The organism is Kitasatospora sp. NPDC086801, from assembly GCF_044745805.1.
Classification (GTDB): Bacteria; Actinomycetota; Actinomycetes; order Streptomycetales; family Streptomycetaceae; genus Kitasatospora.
Genome location: NZ_JBIVAX010000006.1, coordinates 42,935 through 65,527 on the forward strand (window position 1 = coordinate 42,935; position 22,593 = coordinate 65,527).

At 74.2% G+C, this 22,593-nt stretch carries 18 protein-coding genes and 1 pseudogene; 5 read left to right on the forward strand and 14 right to left on the reverse strand.

Annotated elements, in window-relative coordinates:
* The first annotated feature begins 77 nt into the window (after window positions 1–77).
* Complete coding sequence (locus ACIPLC_RS10085) at window positions 78–590, forward strand: GNAT family N-acetyltransferase (protein WP_400472480.1); 513 nt, start codon at window positions 78–80, stop codon at window positions 588–590.
* Between the two features lie 1,257 nt (window positions 591–1,847).
* Here the strand turns inward: ACIPLC_RS10085 and ACIPLC_RS10090 are convergent.
* Window positions 1,848–2,363 (reverse strand): annotated as a pseudogene (locus ACIPLC_RS10090) (FAD/NAD(P)-binding protein); the annotation flags it as partial.
* Between the two features lie 327 nt (window positions 2,364–2,690).
* Between ACIPLC_RS10090 and ACIPLC_RS10095 the strand changes: the two are divergent.
* Window positions 2,691–3,320 carry an SRPBCC family protein gene (locus ACIPLC_RS10095; RefSeq protein ID WP_400472481.1) on the forward strand — a complete coding sequence of 210 codons (630 nt, stop codon included), beginning with the start codon at window positions 2,691–2,693 and terminating at the stop codon, window positions 3,318–3,320.
* A 152-nt stretch (window positions 3,321–3,472) separates the two neighbouring features.
* Here the strand turns inward: ACIPLC_RS10095 and ACIPLC_RS10100 are convergent, their stop codons facing one another.
* From ACIPLC_RS10100 to ACIPLC_RS10150, 11 genes are all read right to left on the reverse strand, one after another.
* A complete protein-coding gene (locus ACIPLC_RS10100) occupies window positions 3,473–6,133 on the reverse strand; it encodes a TIM-barrel domain-containing protein (RefSeq protein ID WP_400472482.1) in 2,661 nt (886 codons plus the stop codon).
* A gap of 136 nt (window positions 6,134–6,269) precedes the next feature.
* Window positions 6,270–7,223, reverse strand: a complete 954-nt coding sequence (locus ACIPLC_RS10105; protein ID WP_400472483.1) for an SIS domain-containing protein — start codon at window positions 7,221–7,223, stop codon at window positions 6,270–6,272.
* A gap of 51 nt (window positions 7,224–7,274) precedes the next feature.
* Complete coding sequence (locus ACIPLC_RS10110; protein ID WP_400472484.1) at window positions 7,275–8,138, reverse strand: carbohydrate ABC transporter permease; 864 nt, start codon at window positions 8,136–8,138, stop codon at window positions 7,275–7,277.
* Window positions 8,135–9,064: a carbohydrate ABC transporter permease gene (locus tag ACIPLC_RS10115; RefSeq protein WP_400472485.1), complete on the reverse strand. Its 930-nt coding sequence runs from the start codon at window positions 9,062–9,064 to the stop codon at window positions 8,135–8,137. Before ACIPLC_RS10115 ends, ACIPLC_RS10110 begins: the two co-directional genes overlap by 4 nt.
* A gap of 43 nt (window positions 9,065–9,107) precedes the next feature.
* Window positions 9,108–10,379 (reverse strand): extracellular solute-binding protein, encoded by a 1,272-nt coding sequence (locus tag ACIPLC_RS10120; protein ID WP_400472486.1) that lies wholly within the window; start codon window positions 10,377–10,379, stop codon window positions 9,108–9,110.
* 219 nt (window positions 10,380–10,598) lie between these two features.
* Entirely contained in the window at window positions 10,599–11,357 is a 759-nt protein-coding gene (locus ACIPLC_RS10125) for a DeoR/GlpR family DNA-binding transcription regulator (RefSeq protein WP_400472487.1), read from the reverse strand.
* Between the two features lie 49 nt (window positions 11,358–11,406).
* A complete protein-coding gene (locus ACIPLC_RS10130; protein ID WP_400472488.1) occupies window positions 11,407–12,294 on the reverse strand; it encodes an SAM-dependent methyltransferase in 888 nt (295 codons plus the stop codon).
* Between the two features lie 360 nt (window positions 12,295–12,654).
* On the reverse strand, window positions 12,655–13,188 hold the full coding sequence (locus ACIPLC_RS10135; RefSeq protein WP_400472489.1) for an EF-hand domain-containing protein: 534 nt from the start codon (window positions 13,186–13,188) through the stop codon (window positions 12,655–12,657).
* A 153-nt stretch (window positions 13,189–13,341) separates the two neighbouring features.
* Window positions 13,342–14,142: an FAD:protein FMN transferase gene (locus ACIPLC_RS10140; protein WP_400472686.1), complete on the reverse strand. Its 801-nt coding sequence runs from the start codon at window positions 14,140–14,142 to the stop codon at window positions 13,342–13,344.
* Between the two features lie 30 nt (window positions 14,143–14,172).
* Window positions 14,173–14,715 (reverse strand): FMN-binding protein, encoded by a 543-nt coding sequence (locus ACIPLC_RS10145; RefSeq protein WP_400472490.1) that lies wholly within the window; start codon window positions 14,713–14,715, stop codon window positions 14,173–14,175.
* 97 nt (window positions 14,716–14,812) lie between these two features.
* Window positions 14,813–16,168, reverse strand: a complete 1,356-nt coding sequence (locus tag ACIPLC_RS10150) for a ferric reductase-like transmembrane domain-containing protein (RefSeq protein ID WP_400472491.1) — start codon at window positions 16,166–16,168, stop codon at window positions 14,813–14,815.
* Between the two features lie 229 nt (window positions 16,169–16,397).
* Between ACIPLC_RS10150 and ACIPLC_RS10155 the strand changes: the two genes are divergently transcribed.
* Together ACIPLC_RS10155 and ACIPLC_RS10160 are read left to right on the forward strand one after the other, a co-directional pair.
* Window positions 16,398–17,126: a response regulator transcription factor gene (locus ACIPLC_RS10155; protein ID WP_400472492.1), complete on the forward strand. Its 729-nt coding sequence runs from the start codon at window positions 16,398–16,400 to the stop codon at window positions 17,124–17,126.
* On the forward strand, window positions 17,123–18,637 hold the full coding sequence (locus tag ACIPLC_RS10160) for a sensor histidine kinase (protein WP_400472493.1): 1,515 nt from the start codon (window positions 17,123–17,125) through the stop codon (window positions 18,635–18,637). The genes ACIPLC_RS10155 and ACIPLC_RS10160 overlap by 4 nt, the downstream gene beginning before the upstream one ends.
* An 11-nt stretch (window positions 18,638–18,648) precedes the next feature.
* On the opposite strand, the gene ACIPLC_RS10165 is transcribed toward ACIPLC_RS10160, so the two are convergent.
* On the reverse strand, window positions 18,649–19,644 hold the full coding sequence (locus ACIPLC_RS10165) for a GlxA family transcriptional regulator (RefSeq protein WP_400472494.1): 996 nt from the start codon (window positions 19,642–19,644) through the stop codon (window positions 18,649–18,651).
* 165 nt (window positions 19,645–19,809) lie between these two features.
* Here ACIPLC_RS10165 and ACIPLC_RS10170 point away from each other — a divergent pair, with 165 nt between their 5' ends.
* Window positions 19,810–20,400 carry an isochorismatase family protein gene (locus ACIPLC_RS10170; RefSeq protein ID WP_400472495.1) on the forward strand — a complete coding sequence of 197 codons (591 nt, stop codon included), beginning with the start codon at window positions 19,810–19,812 and terminating at the stop codon, window positions 20,398–20,400.
* A 46-nt stretch (window positions 20,401–20,446) separates the two neighbouring features.
* On the opposite strand, the gene ACIPLC_RS10175 is transcribed toward ACIPLC_RS10170, so the two are convergent.
* Complete coding sequence (locus ACIPLC_RS10175) at window positions 20,447–22,459, reverse strand: glycoside hydrolase family 5 protein (protein ID WP_400472496.1); 2,013 nt, start codon at window positions 22,457–22,459, stop codon at window positions 20,447–20,449.
* Between the last annotated feature and the right edge of the window lie 134 nt (window positions 22,460–22,593).

Genomic DNA, 22,593 nt, shown 5'->3' on the forward strand with positions numbered 1-22,593 from the left:
CGGTCGCGCGTCCAGCGACCGGCCCCGTCCGACCACGGCACGTCCGTCCCACGCCCACCCCCCCCGAGGAGCTCACCGTGACCCCTTCGCTGCGCACCGCGCACCTGGAGTTCATCCCCTACCGGGCCGAGGACGAGGACGGCTTCGTCTCGCTCCTCCGGAACGCTGACGTGTGCGGCTGGATGGGCCAGGACCTGGTGCCCGAGCCGCAGATCCGCGCGCTGTTCCGCGCGATCCTGACCGACGTGTACCCCCGGCAGCTCTTCGACGTGTGGGGCCTGTGGCTGGACGGGACGTACGCGGGCCACGCGGAGGTGAAGAGAACCGGGAACGTCGACGGCCACGAACTGGTCACCGCCCTCGCCCCGGAGTTCTGGGGCCGGGGCCTGGGCACCGAGGTGATCCACGGCCTGATCCGGTACGCCGCCGACGAGTTGGGGCTCAAGGAGGTCTACGGCATGGTGGGTGCGGAGAACTCCCCGAGCCTGGCGCTGTGTAGACGGTTGGGCTTCCGGCACCTGCGCGATGTCGTCGGGGACGACGGCTCGGTGGCGCTGCTGGTGGCGATCTCCACGACCGGCCCGGCCTGACCACGACCGGCCCGGCCTGACCAGGCCCGGACGGGTATGACCGGTCCGGACAGGACCGGTCCGGCCCGCCCGCTCAGCGGGCCGGTGCCGGCGCGTGCGGCGCCCCCACCGCGGTGCGGCCCAGCAGCAGGGCGAGGTCGTCGGCCTGGCAGCGGATCTCCGGGATGGCGGTCGTCTCCAGCAGGTTGCCGCGCCGCAGCGATCCCAGCGTCCACAGCGGGGCCGGCGCCCGGCCGCCGGTGGGGAGCAGCCGGGCGGGGGGGGGGGGGGGGGGGGGCCCCCCCCCCGGGGGGGGGGGGGGGGCGGCGGGGGGGGGGGGGGGGGGGGTGGGGGGGGGGGGGGGGGGGGGGGGGGGGGGGGGGCCCCCCGCGGGGGCCCGGCCCCCCCCGCCCCCGCCGCCCCCGGGGGGGCGGGCCCCGGGCGGCGGGGGGGGCGCCCCGGGCGGGGGGGGGGGGGGCCCCCCCCCCCCCCCCCGGGGGCGGGGGAGCCGAGGCCGGTGGTGAGCAGGTCGGTGATCAGCGGGTCGTCGATCCGGGTGAGTTCGGCCTCGGAGCCGGTGCAGTTCAGCACCGCCCCGACCCGCAGCCCACGGCCGTCGTCCAGTCGGACTTCGACGACCTCGCCGGGGCCGTCCGCGGTGGTCTTGGCATCGGCCACGGTGCCCCGGCCGATGCTGACCAGGCCCGCGTCGACGGCGGTGCGCAGGGCCTCGGCGCTGACCGGCGGGATCCGGTGGCGGTGGGTCTCCCAGCGCCGGAGGTCCTGGGCCAGCAGTTGGGCCTGGTCGGCGGGTGAGAGCTGCTGCCACAGGGCGCTGGTGACGGGGCGGAGGCTGTCGATGCCGGCCCGCCAGTCGCCGTGGACACGACGGCAGCGGGCGATCTGGTGCAGCACCGCCCGGCGCAGCCCGGGCAGCCCCGAGCGGGCGTCGAGCTCCGGGGCGGCCGGGGCGGCCGGGGCGGCGCGCGGGGTGGTGGCGTGCGGTCGGGGGACCAGGCCGTGCCGGGACAGGGCGTGGACGACGCGCCCGGGCCGGTGCAGGCTGAGCGCCATGTCGACCATGGTCAGACCGGTGCCGACGAGCAGGACGTCGCGGTCCTCGGGGACCGCCGCCAGGGCGCCCGGTGCCCAGGGGTCGGCCAGGAACCTCCCGGAGTCGCGCAGTGCCGCCGGTGCCCAGGCCTGGCCGGGCGCGAAGTTGCCCAGGGCCAGCACCGCGGCGTCGACGTCGAGCGGCCGCCCGCCGTTCAGCCACAGGCGCAGCGGCGGGTTCAGCGGCGGGCCGGTCTCCTGCGGCCGGTGGGTGATGGCGACGACGCGGTCGGGCACCCGGACCAGGTCGGGGGTGCCTCCGCGCTCGCCCGCCGCCGCCAGGCTCTCGGCGAGGTACTGGCCGAAGAGGCGCCGGGGGACGAAGTCGTGCTCGCCGCCGCGGTCGCCGAGCCAGCGCACGAAGTGGCCGGGGTCGTCCCGGTGGGCGCTCATCCGGCCGGCCGGGACGTTCAGCAGGTGGTGCGGCGCGTCGGTGCCGAACGCCAGTCCCGGGCCGGCGGGCCCGGGGCCGATGAGCCAGATCCGGGCCGGTGCGGGCCGCCCGGCGGCCGCGTGGTGGAGCAGGCGCAGCGCCGTGAGGGTGCCGGCGGCTCCCGTGCCCACCACGGCGATCTCGCGCGGGGCCCTGCGGTGGTTCTCGGTGGCCGCGTCGGACGCAGCGGGAGACTTCATGCGGCCAACATCGAGCCGACCGCGCCGCCACGTCCAACGACGGTTCATAGACCCCTTGCCAAGCGGGACTTATGAGCCGGTGGCGCGCTGGCGTGCCGACGCGCCGACTGCGGGCGGGGGCGCTGGTCACCGAGGGTCCCGGGTTCGACACATTCCGTTCCATAAGGAGAATTTGGGTGCCCTGGGAGGTGTCGGGAGGGTCCGCCGCGCGCCCCCGGGTTGGTGAGAAGGTGTCACGAAACTTGTTGACCTCTCACGCGGATTCGCGTTATAACTTCTAACGAACGCGCAAGCATCTATCGGGTGCGGGGCCGCCGCAGCCGCGTGCGCGGTTCGACGGGCAACGCCCGCCCGCCAACTGACCAAGGGGAACCCATGTCCGGCATCCGCAGCACCGGCGTCCGCGCCGCCCTGTTCGCCGTCCCGCTCGTCGTCAGCCTCCTCGGCACGGCGTCCGCGCCCGCCGGGGCCGCCACCTCGCACCCCGGTGCGTCCCTGACCTGCCGGGGCCAGGGCGTCGACCCCGACGCCCTGGTCCGCTACCGCACCGAGACCGTGATCCACGCGCCGCTGCACACCATCTGGAAGCTGCAGACCGACGTGGAGCGCTGGCCGTCCTGGCAGGGCCCGGTCGCGAGCGCGGAGCGCCTCGACCACGGCCGTCTCCGCCCGGGTTCGGCGTTCCGGTGGACGACCCCGCTCCCGCCCAACCCCGCGACCACCGCCACCAGCCTGGAGATCACCTCGACCGTCCAGCAGCTCAAGCGGGAGTCCTGCATCCGCTGGACCGGCCCCGCCGTCGCCGAGGGGCTGCACATCGATGGCGTCCACGTGTGGAACTTCACCGAGGTCAGGGGCGGCGTCCGGGTGAGCACCGAGGAGACCCACACCGGTCCCCAGGTCGACGCGGACGTCCCCACCGCGACCGCGATCCTGCGCCAGGGCCTCGACGGGTGGCTGCACGACCTGAAGACCACCGCCGAGGCCGGCACCGAACGGGGTTAGCACTCCGGCGGGACCGGGGTTGCGAGGGCGGCCCGGGCGGCGTCGCGGCCGGGGAATGCCCGAACACGGCGGGCCCCGGACGCCCGCAGGCCCCGGACGCCCGCAGGCCCCCTCGCGAACCGCTGCGAGGGGGCCTGCGGGCGTCCGACCGGTCAGCGGGCGCCGTGGATCAGTTCGACGGAGAAGCCGTGGTCGGTGGAGACGGCGGGCGTCCTGATCTCCGTGACCCCGGTCGCGGCGTCGTAGAACCAGCCGGAGGCGGCCGAGTCGAGCGCCGCCGCCGAGTCCAGCCGGGGCAGCGGGCCGGAGCCGGTGACGACCAGGCGCGGGGCGGGCTTGCCGTGCACGGCGAAGCGGTACCCCCGGGTGGCCGGCTTGCCGGTGTAACTCCCCACGCTGGCACCGACCTTGACGACGGTGACCGGGCCGTGGGCGCGGACGTCCACCCGCTGGGTGGCCGAGGCGCCGGCGGTGAAGCCGCGGGTGACGCCGTCGTCCTCGTAGAGGGTGTAGGAGGAGTCGCCCTGCGGGTAGAGGTCGTAGTCGAGTTCGCCGCGGTCCCGGTTCTCCCAGGACAGCGTGCCCTTGGGCCACATCGGCACGATCGAGCCGCCCTTGACGAACAGCGGCAGGGTGTCGAGCGGCGCGGAGTAGCCGTTGATCGTGGTCGGGCCCTGGTAGGTGCGCCCCGTCCAGTAGTCGGTCCAGGTGCCCTTGGGCAGGTAGATGCCGTCGCGCACCGCGGTGTCCGAGTAGACCGGCGCGACGAGGAAGTCCGGCCCGGCCAGGAACTCGTACGTGGCGTTCGGACCGAGGGCCGCCGGGTCGTCCGGGTACTCCAGGGCGAGCGGGCGCACCGCGCCGATGCCCGTCCTGGTGGCCTCCGCCGACAGGGTGTACATGTACGGCAGCAGCCGCTCCTTCAGCTGCAGGTACTTGCGGTTGATCGAGGTGTACGGCTCGCCGTCCAGCCACGGCTGCTGGTCGCGCTGCTCCTTGCCGGCCATGTCCTTGGCCCAGCCGTCCATGGTCATGATGGCCGGGAGGAAGGACTTCCACTGGAGGTCGCGGGTGTACATCTTCGGGTCGCGGCGGTAGATGGAGCCGACGTCGCCGGTGTTGTAGGCGATGCCGGACATGGTGGCGCCGGCGTAGGTGGGGATCTGCCAGCGGATGTAGTCCCAGGACAGGCTCTGGTCGCCGCTCCACAGGACGCCGCAGCGCTGGGCGCCGGCCCAGGAGACGGGCAGCCAGACGAGCCCGCGGGCGTCGCTGCCGTCCTCGATGCCGGCCTTGGCCTGGTCGCAGGCGTTCAGCGCGAAGTCGTAGCCGTTGCCGACCCAGGCGACGTCGAGCTTGCGCACCCGGACGCCGGCCTTGACCTCGGCGGCCTGGTCGGGCAGGCCGTTCTGGGTCCAGAGTCCGAGCTGGGCGTGGTCCTTGCGCAGGCCCTCGCCGGTCTGGGCGAGGTTCTCGTAGCCGCAGCCGTAGCCGTCGTTGACGAGCATCCAGCCGAGCGGCATCTGGTTCTGCACGTAGCCGTCGGCGACCTTGAGCGAATCCGTGGTGTGGCGTTCGCCGCGGTTGGCGTTGTGCAGGTAGCAGTCGGAGTCGCCGGGTTCCAGGCCGTAGACGGGCGGCATGAAGGGCTTGCCGACCAGCGAGGTGTACGCGCCGATCACCGACTTGACGTCGCCGGTGAAGTAGTAGGCGTCCAGGCGTCGTTCCTGCTGCCCGGTGCGCACCGGCGAGCCGAAGTCGTAGATCCCCGGCGCGAAGGTGTTGCGGAAGACGCCGTAGCCGGCGGTGGAGACGTAGAACGGCTGCGAGTTGTTGTAGCCGCCCTCGTTCCAGTTGGTGCTGTTGGCGACGTGGACGGTCTGGTCCCGGTGGGAGAAGCTGCCGTTCTGCTCGCCGCCGCCGAAGAACTGCTCGTCGGCGCCGCGGACCAGGCTCTGCCGCAGCCCGCCGGTGGACCAGCGCAGCGGGGCGTCCTCCTGCCAGACGGCGGTGCGGTCGTCGGCCTTGTACAGGCCGAACCGCAGGGGGTGCTTGTAGACCCGCAGCACCAGGTCCTTGGCGCGGATGCCGTAGTAGTCGCCGGCGTCGAACGTGCCGGTGTTGCGCTGGAGTTCGGGCTGCTTGCGGATGATGGTGCTGCCGGCCGGGTCGGTGAGCACGCCGTCCGGGGCGGCCCGCAGGCGCAGTTGGTCGTCGGCGAGGAAGTCGACCTTGGCCTTGAGGGTGCCCGCGGCGATGTCGTAGCTGCCCTGGCCGCCGGAGAAGGAGGTGAGGTCTCCCGCGTCGGCGGTCTGCGGCAGGTAGGCGCGGCCGGTGAAGGAGCCGCCGTGCACGTCGTACGGGACGACCAGGACGTGGTAGGTGCCCGAGGCCTTCGGGATGACGGTGGCCTCGGGGTCGGCGGTGCCCGCGCTCTCGGCGACCTCCTTGCCGTCGGCGCCGTAGATGTAGAGGTCGAAGTCGTCGGTGGGGTTCTGCCACTGGATCGAGAGCGGGACGCCGCCCTCGGGGTTGTCGTCCCAGTAGCCGGCGGGGACATCGACGGTCAGGTCGAAGCGGCCGCAGACCGTGCCGTCTGGGTCCTGCGCGGCGGACGGGCAGGAGGCGGCGCCGCCGAGCGTGCCCTTGGCGTAGGTGGGGCTCTGCCAGGTGGTGCTCTGGTGGCTGCCGTCGAGGACGGCGGAGCCGGGGGCGGCGGCGCGGGCCGGAAGGGCGGGCCCGGCCACGGCGGCGATGCTGGTGAGGGCCACGGTGAGGGCGGCCCGGCGGAGGCGATGTCGTACCAAGCGCACGGTGTGTTCTCCCGTCGGATGAGCAAGAGATGTTCACTGACTGCGCGAAGCTGCTTGAACATGGGGGAATACAAGCAACATTCACAGCGATTACCGGTACATGTCAATGGAAGTGCCGTTCTTGACGCCCTCGGGCTCACGCAGGGCGGTCGGGCAGGACCACGGACCGGGTCAGGTGGCGCGGCCGGTCCGGGTCGCAGCCGCGCGACCAGGCGACCGCGACGGCCAGCCGCTGGGCCCGGACGAGGTCGGCCAGCGGGTCCAGGTCGGCTGCGGCGTCGCCGGATTCGGCGACCAGCAGGCCGCCGGCCCGGGCGATCTCCTCGGTCAGCCCGGCGGGCAGCGGGCCGAACATCCAGGCCACCCGGCCCGGCGCGGTGATGCTGATCGGTCCGTGCCGGTACTCCATCGCCGGGTACGCCTCGGTCCAGGCGCCCGCGGCCTCACGCATCTTCAGCCCGGCCTCCAGCGCCAGCCCGTACGTCCAGCCGCGGCCGAGGAAGGTGACCTGCTCGGCGCCGCGCACCTCGGCGGCCAGCGGCGCCGCGACGGCCCGTTCGGCGTCCTCGACCGCCCGGGCCAGCGGGCGGACCCCGTCCGGCAGCGCGCCCTCGGCCTCCAGGTGCGCCCGGAGCAGGGCGAGCGCGGTGGTGGCGAAGCGGGTCTGCACCACGGACCGCTCGTCGGCGAACTCCAGCACCGCCACGGTGTCGGCCACCGCCATCACCGGCGTGGCGGGATCGGCGGTGACCGCGGAGGTGGGCACCCCGGCCGCGCGGGCCCGGCCGAGCAGGTCCAGCACCTCGGTGGTGGTGCCGGAGCGGGAGATGGCCAGGATCCGGTCGTAGCCGCGCCCGGGCGGGAACTCGGAGGCGGCGAACGCGTCCGTCACCCCGTGGCCGCCGCCCTCGCGCAGCGCCGCGTAGGCCTGGGCCATGTACCAGGACGTGCCGCAGCCGACGACGGCGACCCGCTCGCCCCGGTGGGGCAGCGCGGGGGCGTGCCGGGGCAGGGATTCGGCGGCCCGGTGCCAGCACTCGGGCTGCGAGGCGATCTCGGTGGCGGTGTGGGAGGGCGTGGTGGAGGTCATGCGACTCCTTCGGAAGGGGGGCGGACGGCGCGGGTCACCGGACGGCGCGGGCTACTTGACCGATCCGGCGGTCAGCCCGGAGACCACGTGGCGCTCGATGACGGCGAACAGCACCACGACCGGCACGATCGCGACGACCGATCCGGCGAACAGGTAGTTCCACTCCACGGTGTAGTTGCCGATGAAGCCGTTGATGCCGACGGTCAGCGGCTGGCTCTCCGGGGCCGTCGACAGGGTCAGGCCCATCACGAACTCGTTCCAGGCGGAGATGAAGGTGAAGATCACCGCGGTGACCACGCCGGGCAGCGCCAGCGGCAGCACCACCCGGCGCAGCGCCCCGAGCCGGCCGAGGCCGTCGAGCAGGGCGGCCTCCTCCAACTCGACCGGGATGGAGCCGATGTAGGCGGTGAGGATCCAGACGGCGAAGGCCAGGTTGAAGGCGGCGTTGCAGAGGATCAGCGTCCAGACCGAGTTGAGCATGTCCAGCTGGTAGAACTCGCGGTAGAGGCCCACCAGCAGCGAGGTCGGCTGGAACATCTGGGTGACCAGGACGAGCAGCAGGAAGAGCCTGCGGCCCCGGTACCTGAACCGCGCGGTGCAGTACGCGGCGGGCAGCGCGACCAGCAGCGCCAGCACGGTGGAGCCGCCGGCGACCAGCAGGGTGACCTTCAGGTTGGCGCCGAGCGTCGACTCGCGCCAGACGTCGACGAAGTTGGACCAGGCGGGGTGGTGCGGCAGGTAGCCCGCGTCGCGCAGTTCGTCGGCGGGGCGCAGCGCGGTGACGGCCATCTCCAGGTACGGGAGCAGGAAGACCGCCGCCAGCAGCCAGGCCGCCGCCGCCATGACCAGGGTGCGCGGCCGGATCCGCGGCCGGGTCTGCGCCCGGATCCGGCGTGTGGGCGGGCGGGCCGTCACCGCTCCTCCCCGTTCCAGCGGCCGACCTTGAGGAAGACCAGCACCATCAGCACCACCAGGGCGAAGTTGACCACCGACATGGCCGCGGACTCGCCGATGTCGGTGTTCTTCAGCTGGTACATGAACACCGTGCTGGTGGCCGTGGCGCTGCCCGGGCCGCCCTGGGTCATGCCCCAGATGACGGGGAAGGAGTTGAAGACGTTGATCAGATTGATGACGAGGCCGACCAGGAAGGCCGGGCGCAGCAGCGGCAGGGTGATCCTCCGGTAGGCCTGCCACGGGGAGGCGCCGTCCACCCGGGCCGCCTCGTACAGTTCGCCGGGGACGGTCTGGAGGCCGGCGAGCAGGGTGTAGGTGGTGAACGGCAGCGAGACGAAGACGGCGACGAGGACCATCCAGGGCCAGGCGGTCGAGGGGTCGCCGAGCCAGTCCCGGGGCCCGTCGACCAGGCCGAGGTCGGTCAGCGCGGTGTTGAGCACGCCGGCCGTCCGGTCGAGCATCCACCGGAAGCCGATGGCGGTCATCAGGACGGACGCGGCCCAGGGGGCGATCAGGGCCCAGCGGGCGAACCTGCGCCCCGGGAACCGCTGGTTGAACAGCTGGGCCAGGCCGAGCGAGAGCGCCATCGTCAGGCCGACGACGGCCACCGTCCAGACCGCCGTCGAGAGCAGCACGCGGCCGAGGTCGGCCTCGCCGAGGAGCTTGCGGTACTTGTCCAGCCCGGCGGTGCCGCGGACGAATCCGCTGGTGCTGATGCGCAGGAACGAGGTGCGGACCATCTCGTAGACGGGCCACAGGACGACGGCCAGGATCAGCAGGACGGCCGGGGCGATCCACGGCAGCGGTCCGAGCCGGCCGGGGCCGGAGCCCGCCCGTGCGCGCCGGCCGGGCCTGGAGGCTTGGGGGGTGGGGGAGTCGAGGGACACGGCGGTGCCTTTCGGACGGGGCGCGGGCCAGGGCGGGCGTGCCCTACTTGTTCGCGACGGCGTCCCGGGCCTTCTTCTGCAGATCGCCGAGCACCTTGGCCGGGTCGCCGGCGACGGCGGTGCCGATGCTCTTCTTGAGTTCGGCCGAGACCGCGTCCCAACTGGTGTTGCCGAGCGGGTAGAAGGCAGCGTTCGGCAGGAGGGCGAAGAACGGTTCGAGGTCCTTGTGCTTGCCGCTGGCGGTCATCTCGCGGAGGGTGTCCTGGGTGACCGGCATCAGGTTGTAGGTCTCGTCGAACGTGAGCGTGTTGTCCTTGGCGTACGCGAAGTCGAGGAACTTCCTGATCTGGTCGCGGTGGCCGTTCTTCTTGAAGGCCATCGTCCAGTCCGCGACGCCGAGGGTGGACGCGAGCGGGCCCGTCCGGCCGGGGACGGGCGCGACGCCGTAGTCGACCTTGCCGTCCTTGGCCATCTGGATCAGCGACGGGTGGCCGTCGGCCATGGCGGCCTTGCCCGCGGCGAAGTCGGCGAAGGCGGTCTTGCGGTCGGTGGTCGCCGGGTTGGCGTAGGTCAGGCCGGGGTCGACGAGGTTGGCCTTGAGCCAGCGGAAGGTGTCGATGTTGGCCGGGCTGTCGATGGCGTACGTGCCGTCCTTGGCGGTGGGGCCGCCGCCGTTGCCGAGCTCCCAGATCATGCTCTCGCCCTGGGCCTCCTCCGGGCCGAGCGGCAGCGCGTACGGGGTGACCCCGGGCACCTTGGCCTTGATCAGTTCGGCGTCCTGGCGCACGTCGTCCCAGGTGGCGGGCGGTCGGGTGATGCCGGCCTGCTGGAAGACGGCCTTGTTGTAGAAGAGGGCGCGGGCGGAGGAGACGAACGGGATGCCGTACTGCACGCCGTCGACCCGGCCGGCCTCGGCGAAGCTCGGGATCAGGTCGGCCCGGGTCTCGGCGGACAGCACGTCCTCGGCCTTGTAGAGGAGGTCGTCGGCGACCTTGTCGGCGTAGCCCCCGGTCTGCAGGACATCGGGGACGTTGCCGCTCTGGATCATCGTCTTGACCTGCTTGTCGATGTCGTTCCAGTTCATCACCTGGACGTCGACCTTGATGCCGGGGTTGGCCGCGGTGAACGCGGTGGCGATGCCGTTCCAGTAGGTCTTCGAGCTGTTGGACTCCTTCTCGCCGTAGTCGGCGGCGACGAGTTTGAGCGTCACGGCGCCGTTCGGGGAGGACCCGCCGCCACTGCTGCCGCCGCATGCCGTGAGGGCGAGTGCGCCGGCGGCGCAGACCGCCCAGAGGGCGCGTACACGTGTGTTCACCGCAGTTACCGCCTTCGTACGCCGCTTGATCCCAATTGCTTGAAGAACGCTTGTTCTGAGCAGATTCGAAAGAGCGTGTCGCGTCGGGCAGTATTCACGAGGCGGACCGGCGGGGTCGAGGTGTCGTCCGGATGTCGTTATCGGACCGTTGCATGACAACTGACGGCGCAACAGAAGGCCCGGCCGGTTCTCCCCGGCCGGGCACCCCGCGTGAACAGGTCAGACGCGCGCGACCCGCACGCCGCAGGCGGCGATCGCCTTCTCCTGCGCCGCGGTGGCCTCGTCGTCGGTGACGAGGTCGTGCACCTCGGCGAGCGGGCAGATCTTGGCGAAGGTCACCCGGCCGATCTTGGTGCTGTCCGCCAGGACCACCGAACGCGCACTGGCGTGCAGGAACGCGCGGTCGGTCTGGGCCTCCATCTCGTCGTGCGTCGTGCAGCCCTCCTGCGGCGTCAGGCCGTCCACCCCGATGAACGCGAGGTCCAGGTGGTACTGGGCGAGCATCCGGTCGGCGGCCGGCCCCACCAGCTCGTAACTCGTGGTCCGGGCCAGGCCGCCGACCACCACCAGGCGGACCTCCGGCCGGACGATGAGGTCCGCCGCGATGTTGACCGCGTTGGTCACGATGGTGATCCCGCCGCGCTCGGCCAGCACCCGGGCCAGCTCGCTCGTCGTCGTGCCGCCCGTCAGGCCCACCACGGCGCCGTCGGGGACCAGCCGGTCGGCCGCCAGGGCGATCCGTCGCTTCTCCGCCTGCCGCGTCCCGTGCTTGTGACGCAGCGGCAGTTCGAGGTTGACGGCACCGGTGACCGCCCCGCCACGGGTGCGGTGCAGCAGGCCCTGGTCGTGCAGTTCCTGCAAGTCCCGGCGGACGGTGGCCGGTGACACCTGGAGGAGGCCGGCCAGCTCGTGCACATCGGCGCTGCCCGCCTCGGTGATGTGCGTGAGGATCCGGGCGGTACGGTCGGCTTTGAGCATGGCGGAAGTCTAGGGCGTGTCCCCGGCGTGTCCGCCGGGAGCGGGGGCGTCACCGGGTGGCGAAGACCCAGCGGTTGGCGGCGAGGGCGTCGTCCGGTTCGGGCCGGGGGCCGCGGCCGTAGTGGCGGGTGAACTCGAACGGGGTGTGGACGGTGGTGGACCAGCCGCGCGCGGTGAGGTCGGCGGTGGTGTCGGGTCGGGGATCGGCGTCGAACAGGGCGAGCAGGTCGACGCCGATCCGCTCGCGGGCGGAGGTGTAGACGGGATTGTCGCGGACCGCCGCGGACTCCGGACCGAGCTTGGCCTCGTACGCCAAGGTGCTGCCGGCGGCGCTGAGCTGGTCGACGCCGGCCGCGAGCCGCTGTTCGGCGGCGGCGGGCAGGTAGAGCAGCAGGCCCTCGGCGAGCCAGGCGGTCGGTTCGGCGGGCTGGAAGCCGGCCGCGGTGAGGGCGTCGGCCCAGTCGAGGCGCGGGTCGGCGGCCACCGGTACGCGGCGCGCCGTCGGCCGGGCGTCGACCTGGTCGAGGACGTGCTGCTTGAACGCGAGGACCTCGGGCCGGTCGACCTCGAAGACGGCCAGGCCGGCGGGCCAGTCCAGCCGGAAGGCCCGGGTGTCCAGGGCGGCGCCGAGCAGGACCACCTGGCGGACGCCCAGGTGGGCGGACCACAGCAGCTGGTCGTCCAACGCCCTGGTCCGCAGGGCGAAGTAGCGGCCGAGCCGCCCCCAGAGCGGGTCGGCCTCGCCGTCCGGGACGTCCCGGGGGTGGACCGGCCAGTGCGCGGAAGGCCGGGCGGCGCGGACGAAGTGCTCGGCGTAGGCGTCCCGGGCGAGCGCGTCGGGGCGGTGGGTCTCGATCGCGCGGGCGGCGGCGACCATCAGGGCGGTCAGTCTGACGCCCTCGTCGACGCCGGCACGGGGGCGGGCGGCGGTGGCCATGGTCCCTCCTGGTGTTCGGAGACTTCGGGAAGCCGCGACCAGACGGCGGATCGGTCGTGGGTGGGGGTGGTGACGCGGGCGCCGCACCGCAGGTCGACGACGACCAGCGCGGTCCGGTTCGTCGCGCCGCTCACGGCCGGCCCGCCGGCGCGGCGTCGGTGCCTGTGCCCGTGCCGGTGCTCGTGCCGGTGGCGGTGTCGTGCAGGCCCGCGATCCGGTGCAGGGTCCGTTCGAAGACGGTCGCGGGCCCCGCGCCCGTTCCCCTGCCCACGGCGAGTGCGAGGACGGGGTTCCGCCGTGCTCCGTCGCTGACGCGTCCGGTCCACGGGTCCGGTCCACGGGTCCGTGCCCTCGGGAGGTTCAGGCGGCCGGGCGGCCCACCAACCGGTCGCCGGGGATGCCTGCCTTGTCCGGGGCGTAGTAGTCGCGGATCCCGTCGGCCCAGACGGCCACCGTGATGCGGTCCTCGGGGGTGGGGCCGAAGGCGTCGAAGAGGGCGTGGATGTTGGCGTGTTCGAAGCCGATCGCGGTCATCAGCGCCACGAACAGGGGGCGCTCGATCAGGCCGTCGCCGTCCGGGTCGCCGAGCGCGGCCAGGGCGTCGGCGAACTGGCCGGCGGTGGGGCCGAAGCGCTCGGGCGAGAGGACGAAGCCGCCGAACTCCTCGCGGCTGATCACGCCGTCGCCGTTGGTGTCCAACTCGCCGGCCAGGGTGGTCCAGTAGCGCTGGAAGGCGGCGCGGATCGCGGCCTTCGCGGCCGCGTCCGAATCGGCGGCGGCCGCGACCACGCGGGCCGTCATCAGGTCGAAGTCGTCGGCCTCGATGACGCCGTTGCGGTTGGCGTCGAACAGGGAGAAGACGAGGTCGATCCGCCGGGTGGCCTCGGTGAGCATGCGCCGCTACCTCTTTCCGTGGGGTCGCGCGTTTTCGTGGGTTCACGCGCTCCGGTGGAACCGGATGGTCTGCGTCCGATCGGTCTCCCCACTATCGGCCACCTGGGTCGGGGCGGATGAGTCATGATCGAGTTCTTCACCTGATGGAGTGAACTATCGCCGTTCGAAAGCCAGTTGGCGCGCGAATGGCCCTGCTTCGGCCGCCGGGGCGGCCGGCCGCCAGTCGGCGGGGCCGGCGGGCGGGAGGTGCCGGGGCAGGCCGGGTGTCCAGCGCTTGGTCCCGTCGGGCAGGACGGCGAGGGCCTCGACGCCGGGCCGCCGGGCGGCCCAGGCGAGCGCGCGGTCGGGGCCCATCGCGAAGGCGGCGGTGGCCCAGGCGTCGGTGCGGGCGATCCCGGTGCCGGGGGCGCCGACCAGGGTCAGCGAGGCGAGGCCGAACGCCGGCCGGCCGGTGTGCGGGTCGAGGATGTGCGCGCCGCGTTCGGCGGTGCCGGAGGTGGCCACCGCGAGGTCGCCGCCGCCCAGGACGGCGGCCAGCGCGCCCGGCCGCAGCGGGTGGGCGACCCCGATCCGCCACGGCCCGCCGGCGGTCTGCACGTCCCCGCCGCCGCTGACGCAGTACTGCCGGGCCCCGGCGGCGCGCAGCAGCCCGGCCGCCTCCTCGACCGCCCAGCCCTTGACCCAGCCGCTCGGGTCGAGCCGGCCGCCGGGCCGTTCGGTGAAGAAGCCGTCGGTCTGCGCGGCGACCTCGCGGCAGGCCGCCAGGGCGGTGCGGACCTCCGGATCGCAGTCGGCGAGGGCGAGTTCGCCCCGGTCGAGGCGGCTGATGTCGCTGTCCGGCCGGTAGGGCGAGAACACCGCGTCGATCCGGTGCAGCCGGTCGGTGATCCGGCGGAGCACGGCTGGCGCGTCCGGGCCGGGATCGCGGACGACGATCGAGAAGACGGTGCCCATGACGGGTTCGGCGTGCCGGAGCACCGCGCCTCACCGCCCGGCGCGGTCGAGCGCGCTCTGTAGGGAGCGGACGTATCCGTCGCTGGTGAAGGTCGCGCCGCTGACCACGTCGATGCCGGCGCTCTGCGCTGCTATCGCCTCCTGGTTGAGCAGGGGCAGCGCGGAACCGTTGATCTCGCGGTCCCGGCGGTCCTCGGTGGGGTACTTGACGACGGCGACGGCGGTGATCCGGCTGCCGGCGAGGGTGACCTCGACCTGGACCGGCCCGTAGCGGGTGTTCACGGTGTCGCCGGTGACCTTCCGGGTGCCGCCGGTGCCGCCGGTGCCGCCGGCGGCAGCACCGGCGGGTGCGGTGGGTGCGGTGGGCGAGCCCGACGGTGCGGGCGAGGCGTCGGAGGCCCCGGCGGCGGTGCCGGACGAGCCCGCGGTGCCGGACGAGCCCGTCCCGCCGGACGAGCCTGCGGTGCCGGAGCTGATCACCGGCGCGGGACCGGCGGCCTGGTGCGGTTTGAGGGACAGCAGCAGGACGACTCCGGCCGCGGTGGCGGCGCTGGTGACGACGGCTCGGCGCATGGGCGGGGCTCCTCGGAGTCCGGAGGGTTCAGCGGTTTCAGCAGGTTTCAGCAGGTTTCAGCAGGGGTGCAGCAGGGGTGCAGCAGGTTCGGCGGGCTCAGAAGTCGAAGGACTCCCGGTGGATGCGCCTCGCCCGCACCCCGGCGGCCCGCAGCGAACGGACGGCCTCCTCGGCCAGCGCGTCCGGCCCGCACAGGTAGACCTCGTGCTCGGCGAGGTCGGGGACGAGCCGGGCGAGCGCGCGGCCGAGGTCGCCGATCCGCGCCCGCGGGCCGACCAGTTCGTGCACCGCGGCGCCCCGCCGCCGCGCGACCTCCGCCAGCTCGGCCCGGAACAGCACGTCCTCCGGGCGCCCGGCCCGCTGGACCAGGGTCAGCTCGCCCGGCAGTGTTTCGAACAGCGCGCGCAGCGGGGTGATCCCCACCCCCGCCCCGAGCAGCAGCACCTGCCGCCGCCGTTGCAGCCGCCCGGTGAACGCCCCGTACGGGCCCTCCGCGCGCACCGGGGTGCCCGGGCGCAGCGCGGCCACCGCGGCACTGTGCCCGCCGAGGTCCTTGACGGTGAAGCGCAGGAAGTCCGGCCGCGGCGGTGCGGACAGCGAGTACGGGTTGGCGGCCCACCGCAGGCCGGGCGCCTGGAACTGGAGGCGGAAGAACTGGCCCGGCTCGGCCCGGAGTCCGTCCAGCCGCCGACCGGTCAGGAAGAGCGACACCACTCCCGGCCCCTCCGGGCGGACCTCCGCGACCCGCAGCCGGTGCCGGCGGTCGAGCAGCCAGGGCCGGGCGAGCCGGTACCAGCCCAGCAGGGCGGCGGTGCCGAGGTAGAGCGCGTACCAGGCGGCGCGGGCCGGGCCGCCGCCGAGGTCGGCGCCGGTGGCCAGTTGGTGGCCGAAGGCGAGCGCCACCGCGAGGTAGGTGGCCAGGTGCAGGTAGTACCAGGCCTCGTACGAGAGGCGGCGCCGGGCGGCCCGGGCGGAGACCGCGCCGGTGCCCAGCATCAGCAGGGTGCCCAGCGCGGCCTTGAGCATCTCGGGGTAGTGGAAGACGATCTCCATGCCCTCGCCGAACAGGCCGCGCCCGTCCGTCAGCGCGTACCCCCAGACGACCGACAGCACGTGCACCGTCACCAGGGCCACCAGCCAGCGCCCGCCGAACGCGTGCCAGCGGGCCAGCCGGTCGGCGCCGACCCCGCGCTCCACCGGCGGCAGCCGGGCCATCAACAGGAGCAGCACCGGCGCCGCGTACCCGGCGAGCAGGCCGGTGATCCGGCCGGCCCCGGTCAGCCAGCCGGCCGCGCCGGCGACCGCCGGGGTGTCGGACCACCACAGCGCGAGGACGCCGAGCGCCCCGGCGGCGATCAGGCCCAGCACCGCGGCCGGCCGGGCGGCGGCCGGGCGGCGCGGAGCCGCCCGGTGGGTGCGGGCGGCCGGTCTCGGCGGGGCGGCGGTGGCCATCGGGGATCCTCCTTCGGGCCCGGCGGGCGAGCACCGCCGGGGCGCACCACGATCGCACCGCAACCTCTGAGCCGGCTCTGAACCGGGGCCGCCGGCCCTGCCGTTCCCGAGGCGTCTTCGCAGGTCAGGACCGGTGAAGCCGGTCTTCCGTGCGGCTCCCGGTCTCACCGCTTTCTCATCGCGGTAGGCCAGAATGACGGTGGCCGACCGCATACCTGCAGGGAGCACCATGGACGACACCGCCGACCTGGCCGCCGACCGGCAGGACTGGCGGGTCCTCGTCGTCGACGACGAACCGGACCTGGTGGAGGTGGTCTGCGGCGCGGTCCGCTACGAGGGCTGGCAGGCGTTGGGCGAGACCACCGGCCTGGCCGCCGTCCGGGCGGCGGCGGACTGGCGCCCGGACGCCGTGGTGCTCGACATGATGCTCCCCGACCTCGACGGCATGGAGGTGCTGCGCCGCATCCACGCCGAGCGGCCCGAGGTGCGGGTGCTCTTCCTCACCGCCCGGGACGCCGTCGAGGACCGGATCGCGGGCATCGCGGCGGGCGGCGACGACTACGTGACCAAGCCGTTCAGCCTGGCCGAGGTGGTGGTCCGGCTGCGCGGGCTGCTGCGCCGCGCCGCCCCGCCGGGGGCTGCGGGGCAACCGCCCGCACACGCCCTGGTCCTCGGCGATCTGGTCCTCGACGAGCGGGCCCGCGAGGTCACCCGCGGCGGCGAGGTGGTCGACCTCAGCCCGACCGAGTACGCGCTGCTCGCCCACCTGATGCACCACCCGCGGCAGGTGCTCAGCAAGGCGCAGATCCTGGACGCCGTCTGGTCGTACGACTTCGGCGGGCAGGCGCACGTCGTCGAGCTGTACATCAGCTATCTGCGCAAGAAGCTGGACGCGGGCCGGACGCCGATGATCCACACGGTGCGCGGCGCCGGCTACCTGATCAAGGCGGCCCGGTGACCGGCGGCCCGGTGACCGGCCGGCCGAGCGACCGGCCGGGTACCAGGGCACGCCGCCGGGCCGCCCGGCTGGTCCCGCGGACGCTGCGGGCCCGGTTGATCGCCGGCCTGCTGGTGCTGCTGGTGGTGACCTGCGCCGCGGTCGGACTCGCCACCACGGCGGCGCTGCGCCACTTCCTGGTGGACCGCCTGGACCAGCAGCTCGCCGACGCCGGCGGGCGCTACGCCGCCAGCCTGGAGCACGTCGGCCAGGGCGGCGGCACCGACACCCGGGCGCAGACCCCCGGCACCCTGGGCGCCCGGTTGCTGGACGGCCGGGTCACCGCGGCGGGCGTGGTCGACGGGGACGCCGACGACGCCAACGGTCCCACCAACGCCGACGACCGGGTGGTGTTCTCGCCGGCCGAGCAGCGGGCCCTCGCCGCCCTGCCGGTCGGCGGGTCGGCCCGCAGTGTCGACCTGGGCCGTGCACAGGGCCACTACCGGGTGCGCGCGGTGGCCGGCCGGGACGGCGACGTGCTGGTCAGCGGACTGCCGCTGCGCCCGGCCGAGGACACCGTGGACCGGCTGGCGACCCTGGAGCTGACCGTGTTCGCGATCGCCGTCACCGGGGCGGGGGCGGCCGGCGCGGTCTGGGTCGGCTGGTCGCTGCGCCCGCTGCGGCGGGTGGTGGGCACGGCCGAGCGGGTCGCCGCGCTGCCGCTCGCCAGCGGCGCCGTCACGCTGGCCGAACGGGTGCCGGACGACGACCCGCGGACGGAGGTCGGCCGGGTCGGTGCGGCGCTCAACCGGATGCTCGGGCACGTGGGCGACGCGCTGGCCCGTCGGCACGCGGTGGAGGAGCGGCTGCGGGCGTTCGCGGCCGACGCCAGCCACGAACTGCGCACCCCCGTGGCGACGGTCCGGGGCCACGCCGAACTCGCGCTGCGCCACCCGGGCGCGGTGCCCGGGCCGGTCCGGCACTCGCTGGAGCGGATCGACGCCGAGGCGGTGCGGATGGGCGCGATCGTCGAGGACCTGCTGCTGCTCGCCCGGCTGGACGCCGGCCGGCCGCTGGCCGACGCGGAGGTCGACCTGACCCGGATCGCGTTGAACGCGGTGGCCGACGTCCGGGCGGCCGGGCCGGAGCACCGCTGGCGGCTGGCGCTGCCCGAGGAGCCGGTGCTGGTGCGCGGGGACCCGGACCGGCTGAGCCAGGTGGTGGTCAACCTGCTGGCGAACGCCCGGACCCACACCCCGCCCGGCACCGAGGTCGAGCTGAGCCTGGAGCGGACCGGGGAGGGGGTACGGCTGGCCGTCGCCGACGACGGCCCGGGGATCGCGCCGGAGCTGGCGGACCGGATGTTCGAGCGGTTCGTCCGGGGGGACCGCGCGCGCTCGCGCTCGACCGGGTCGACGGGGCTCGGCCTGTCGATCGTGCGGGCGGTGGTCCGGGCGCACGGCGGCACGGTGGACGCGGCGAGCCGGCCGGGCCGCACCGCGTTCACGGTCCGGCTGCCGGACAGGCCGTAGCGGCGGGGCGCTCAGCCCGGCGTGGTGGTGCGGAAGCGGTGGCGGTACTCGGTCGGGGTGGTGTCGAGCCGGCGACGGAAGGCGCGGACCAGGGTGTCGGTGGTGCCGAACCCGCAGTCGCTGGCGACGCGTTCGAGCGTGGCGTCGGTGGATTCGAGCTGGTGGCGGGCGAGTTCGACCCGGGCCGACTCGATGTAGGCGCTGGGCGTGGTGCCCAGTTCGGTCTTGAAGATCCGGGTCAACTGCCGTTCGCTGACGTGGGCGTGGGCGGCGAGGTCGGGGACGGTGAGCCGGTCGGTGAGGTTGCGCAGGATGTGGTGGCGCAGCTCCTCGACCCGCCGGGTGGTGGAGACGGGCTCCAGCGGGACGCTGAACTGGCTCTGGCCGCTGGGGCGTTTGAGGTACATCACGAGCTGGCGGGCGACCCTCAGCGCGAGCGCCTCGCCGAAGTCCTCGGCGACCAGGGCGAGGGAGAGGTCGAGGCAGGCGCTGATGCCCGCGCCGGTCCAGATGTCGCCCTCGCGGATGAAGATCGGGTCGGCGTCCACCTCGATCTGCGGGTGCTCGGCGGCCAGTTGCGCGGCGGTCGACCAGTGGGTGGTGGCGCGCCTGCCGTCGAGGAGCCCGGCGGCGGCGAGCAGGTGCGCCCCGACGCAGACCGAGGCGACCCGGCGCGAGCGCCCGGCGAGGGTGCGCACCCAGGCGACCACGGCCGGGTCGGTGAGCGGGTGGACCCGGCGCAGGTCGTCCACCTCGACGGCGCCGGGGACCAGCAGGGTGTCGATGCCGCCCGCGGCGGCCTCGTCGAAGGTGAGGTCGGGCAGGATCCGCACGCCGGCGGCGGTGGTGACCGGGTCCGTGGTCGCGGCGGCGAGGACGACGCGGTAGCCGGTCGCGTCGTCGGTCTCCCGCCGGACGAGGGAGAACACCTCGGGCGGTCCGGTGACGTCGAGCAGGTCGACGCCCTCGAACAGGACGATGACGATCAGTCGTTGTACGGCGCCCACGGCCCCACCTGCGCTCTCTTCACGCTCTCTCGATGTCGGAATCTGCAGGTTAGACGGCATTGCCGACCTCCGGTGGCCGGCCGTAGCGTTCCGGAGGCGGGCCGCCGCGGCCGTCGCAGCCGCCGCCCGCCCTTACCCGTGTACCGAACCGAAGGTGGTCCCCCCATGCCCACGACGACCCTGCGCGCCCTGAACGGCTTCGACGAGACGCCTGCCACGCTCGCCGCGTCCACGCTGATCCTGATCGACTACCAGAACACCTACGTGCGCGGCGTGATGGAGCTGGAGGGCTGGCGGGAGGCGCTCGACGCGGCCGCGGCCCTGCTGGCCCGGGCACGTGCGGCGGGCACCACGGTCATCCACGTGGTCAACGACGGCGGCGCGGGCACCCCGTACGACGTCCGTGCCGAGATCGGGCGGATCCACCCCGCCGTGGCGCCGGCCGAGGGCGAGCGCGTCGTCGTCAAGCAGGCCCCGGACGCCTTCGTCGGCACCGACCTGGGCGCCCTGCTCGACGAGGCCGGCCACCAGGACGTCGTGGTCGCCGGCTTCATGACCCACATGTGCGTGGCCTTCACCACCGCGGGCGCCTTCCTACGCGGCAACCGGCCGACCGTCGTCGCCGACGCCTGCGCGACCCGCCCGCTCCTTTCGGCGGGCACCCGGGTGACCGCCGCCCAGCTGCACCGCAGCGCCCTGGCGACGATCGGCGACCTGTACGGCGTGGTCGTGGAGTCCCAGGCCGAGCTGGGCTGAACCGCTCCCCGCTGAGGCCTGGCCGACGGGCCAGGCCTCAGGTCCGTCAGGCCAGCGGGCGGCAGAGCAGCGCGTCCGGGACGCCGGCGTGCAGCCAGCGCCAGGTGAAGGCGACCCCCGCGACGTACTCGTTCGAGGCGCACTGCCCCTTGTAGGCCCCGGGCGCCCAGTCGCTGGCCGCCGAGTCGCTGGCCGCCGAGTCGGCGCCGGTGGCGGCCGGGGGCCGGTTGTCGCCGTGGTCGAACCAGAGCACCCGGTCGGCCGCGGCGGGCGGCGCGGCCGCGGCCGGGGCGCAGAGCAGGGCGGCCATCGCGTCGGCGCGGACGCTGTAGCCGACCGCGAACCGGCCGTCCGGGCACTGGAGTTTGTTGTACCCCGAGGCCCAGTCGCCGCCGGTGACGTAGCGCTCGTCCGTGACGGTCGTCCAGGTGTCCGCCCCGGCGGCGGGCTGCCCGGCGTCGGTGCACAGGCCGCGGCCGGACCCGCGGCCGAGGCCGATCAGGCGCTGGCCGTCCGGGCAGTTCCCCTTGCGGTTGCCGCTGCTCCAGTCGGGCAGGGCCAGCATCCGCCGGGAGGTGTTCTGGTCGGTGTGGTCGAGGTCGAGCAGGTTCCAGCGGGCGGATACCGGTACCGGGCCGGTGTGCCCGGGGGCGGCGACCAGCCGGTTCCAGTACGCGGCGCGCCAGTCGCCCGGGTCCTCGACGCTCAGCCGCCGACCCGCCCGGTCGTAGTGGAGCAGCGCCCAACTGTCCTGCGGCACGCCGTCGTTGTGCCAGCCGACCAGTGGCCAGACGGCGAAGTCGGTGTCGTGCTCGGCCAGGATCGCGGTGAAGCGGTCGAACCAGGCCTGCTCCTTGGCGTCGGTCGAGCCCCGCCCGCCCGCACCGAACTCGCTGATCCAGACCGGAGCGGTGAAGTGCTGCCCGGCGCGGGTGACGAAGAGCGCCTCCTCGTCGACCACGGCGGCCAGTTGATCGGGCGTCAGGTCCTGGTAGCGGGGGTCGCCGGTGGCGCCCGGCCCGCTGCCCGCGCCGGTGTTGGCCGAGCCGGTGTACCCGTAGAAGTGCGCCGAGTAGACCAGCTTGCCCGAGTCGATCAGGGTGTGGGAGAGCGTGGCCACCGGCTTGAGCATCGGGCGGCCGTGCGGCAGGCCCGCCAGCGGGACGCCCTGCCAGTTGATGCCCTCCATGATGATCAGCAGGTCGGGGGCGGACCGGAGGATCCGGTTGCCCGCCTCCTCGAAGGCGGCGTACGCGTCGTGGCCGTCGCCCAGGCCCCAGTTGGGGTCGTCCCAGGTGTCGCGGCGGACCTCGTTGCGCAGGTCGGCGCCGACCACGCGCTTGTTGGCCCGGTACCGGTCCACCATGAACAGCCAGTCCTGCTCCCACGTCTCCGTGGACTGGCCGCTGTTCCACCGTTCGTTGCCGTCCAGGCCGCAGCAGAACCGGTACCCGGTGGTGTGGTTGTTGAGGATCACCGCGAACCCGTCGGCGGTGAGCGCCGCCACCACCGCGTCGTACACCTGGAGCGGGGTGCTGCCGCGCAGCCCGGGGTTGGCGGCGACGGCGGCGTCCGGGACGGCGGCGGTGTCCCGGATCATCGCGTCCGCGAACGGCAGCCGGACGCTGTTCAGTCCGAGGCTGTGGAAGCCCGCCGTGATCTCGGACAGCGGCGCCCGGTCGAGGCCGAGCGGCAGGTTGTACGAGACCTGGCCGGCCTGGTTGTTCGCCGGATCGGTGGTCGAACCGCTGCCCTGCCAGGTGCCCTGCGCGCCGGACCAGTTACCGGACTTCAACTTGAACCGGTCGCCCGACGCGTCGACGACGTACCGCCCCCGGGTGCTGAGCGGTCCCGTCCAGGAGGCCGCCAACTGCGCGCCGGTGAGCGGCACCGGGGCGGCGGCAGCGGGGGTGTCGACGGGGGACGAGGAGGTGGGTGTCGAGGAGGCGGCGGCCGGAGCGGCGGCGCCCGGGGTGGCCGCCGGGGCGGTCGTCGGCACAACGAGCAAGGCGGACAGTGCCGTTGCCACGGGCAGCACGCGGAGCGCGAGTCTTCTCATGGTGGTCCTCGGCAGTGAGGGCGGGTGGGTGTCCGTACACGGTCACCCGGGATCCTGGCACAGCCCCGCTCCGCCCGGCAGTCCTCCGGTTCATCCCGTCCGACAGTCCTACGATTCGCCCCGTCCGCCCTCTG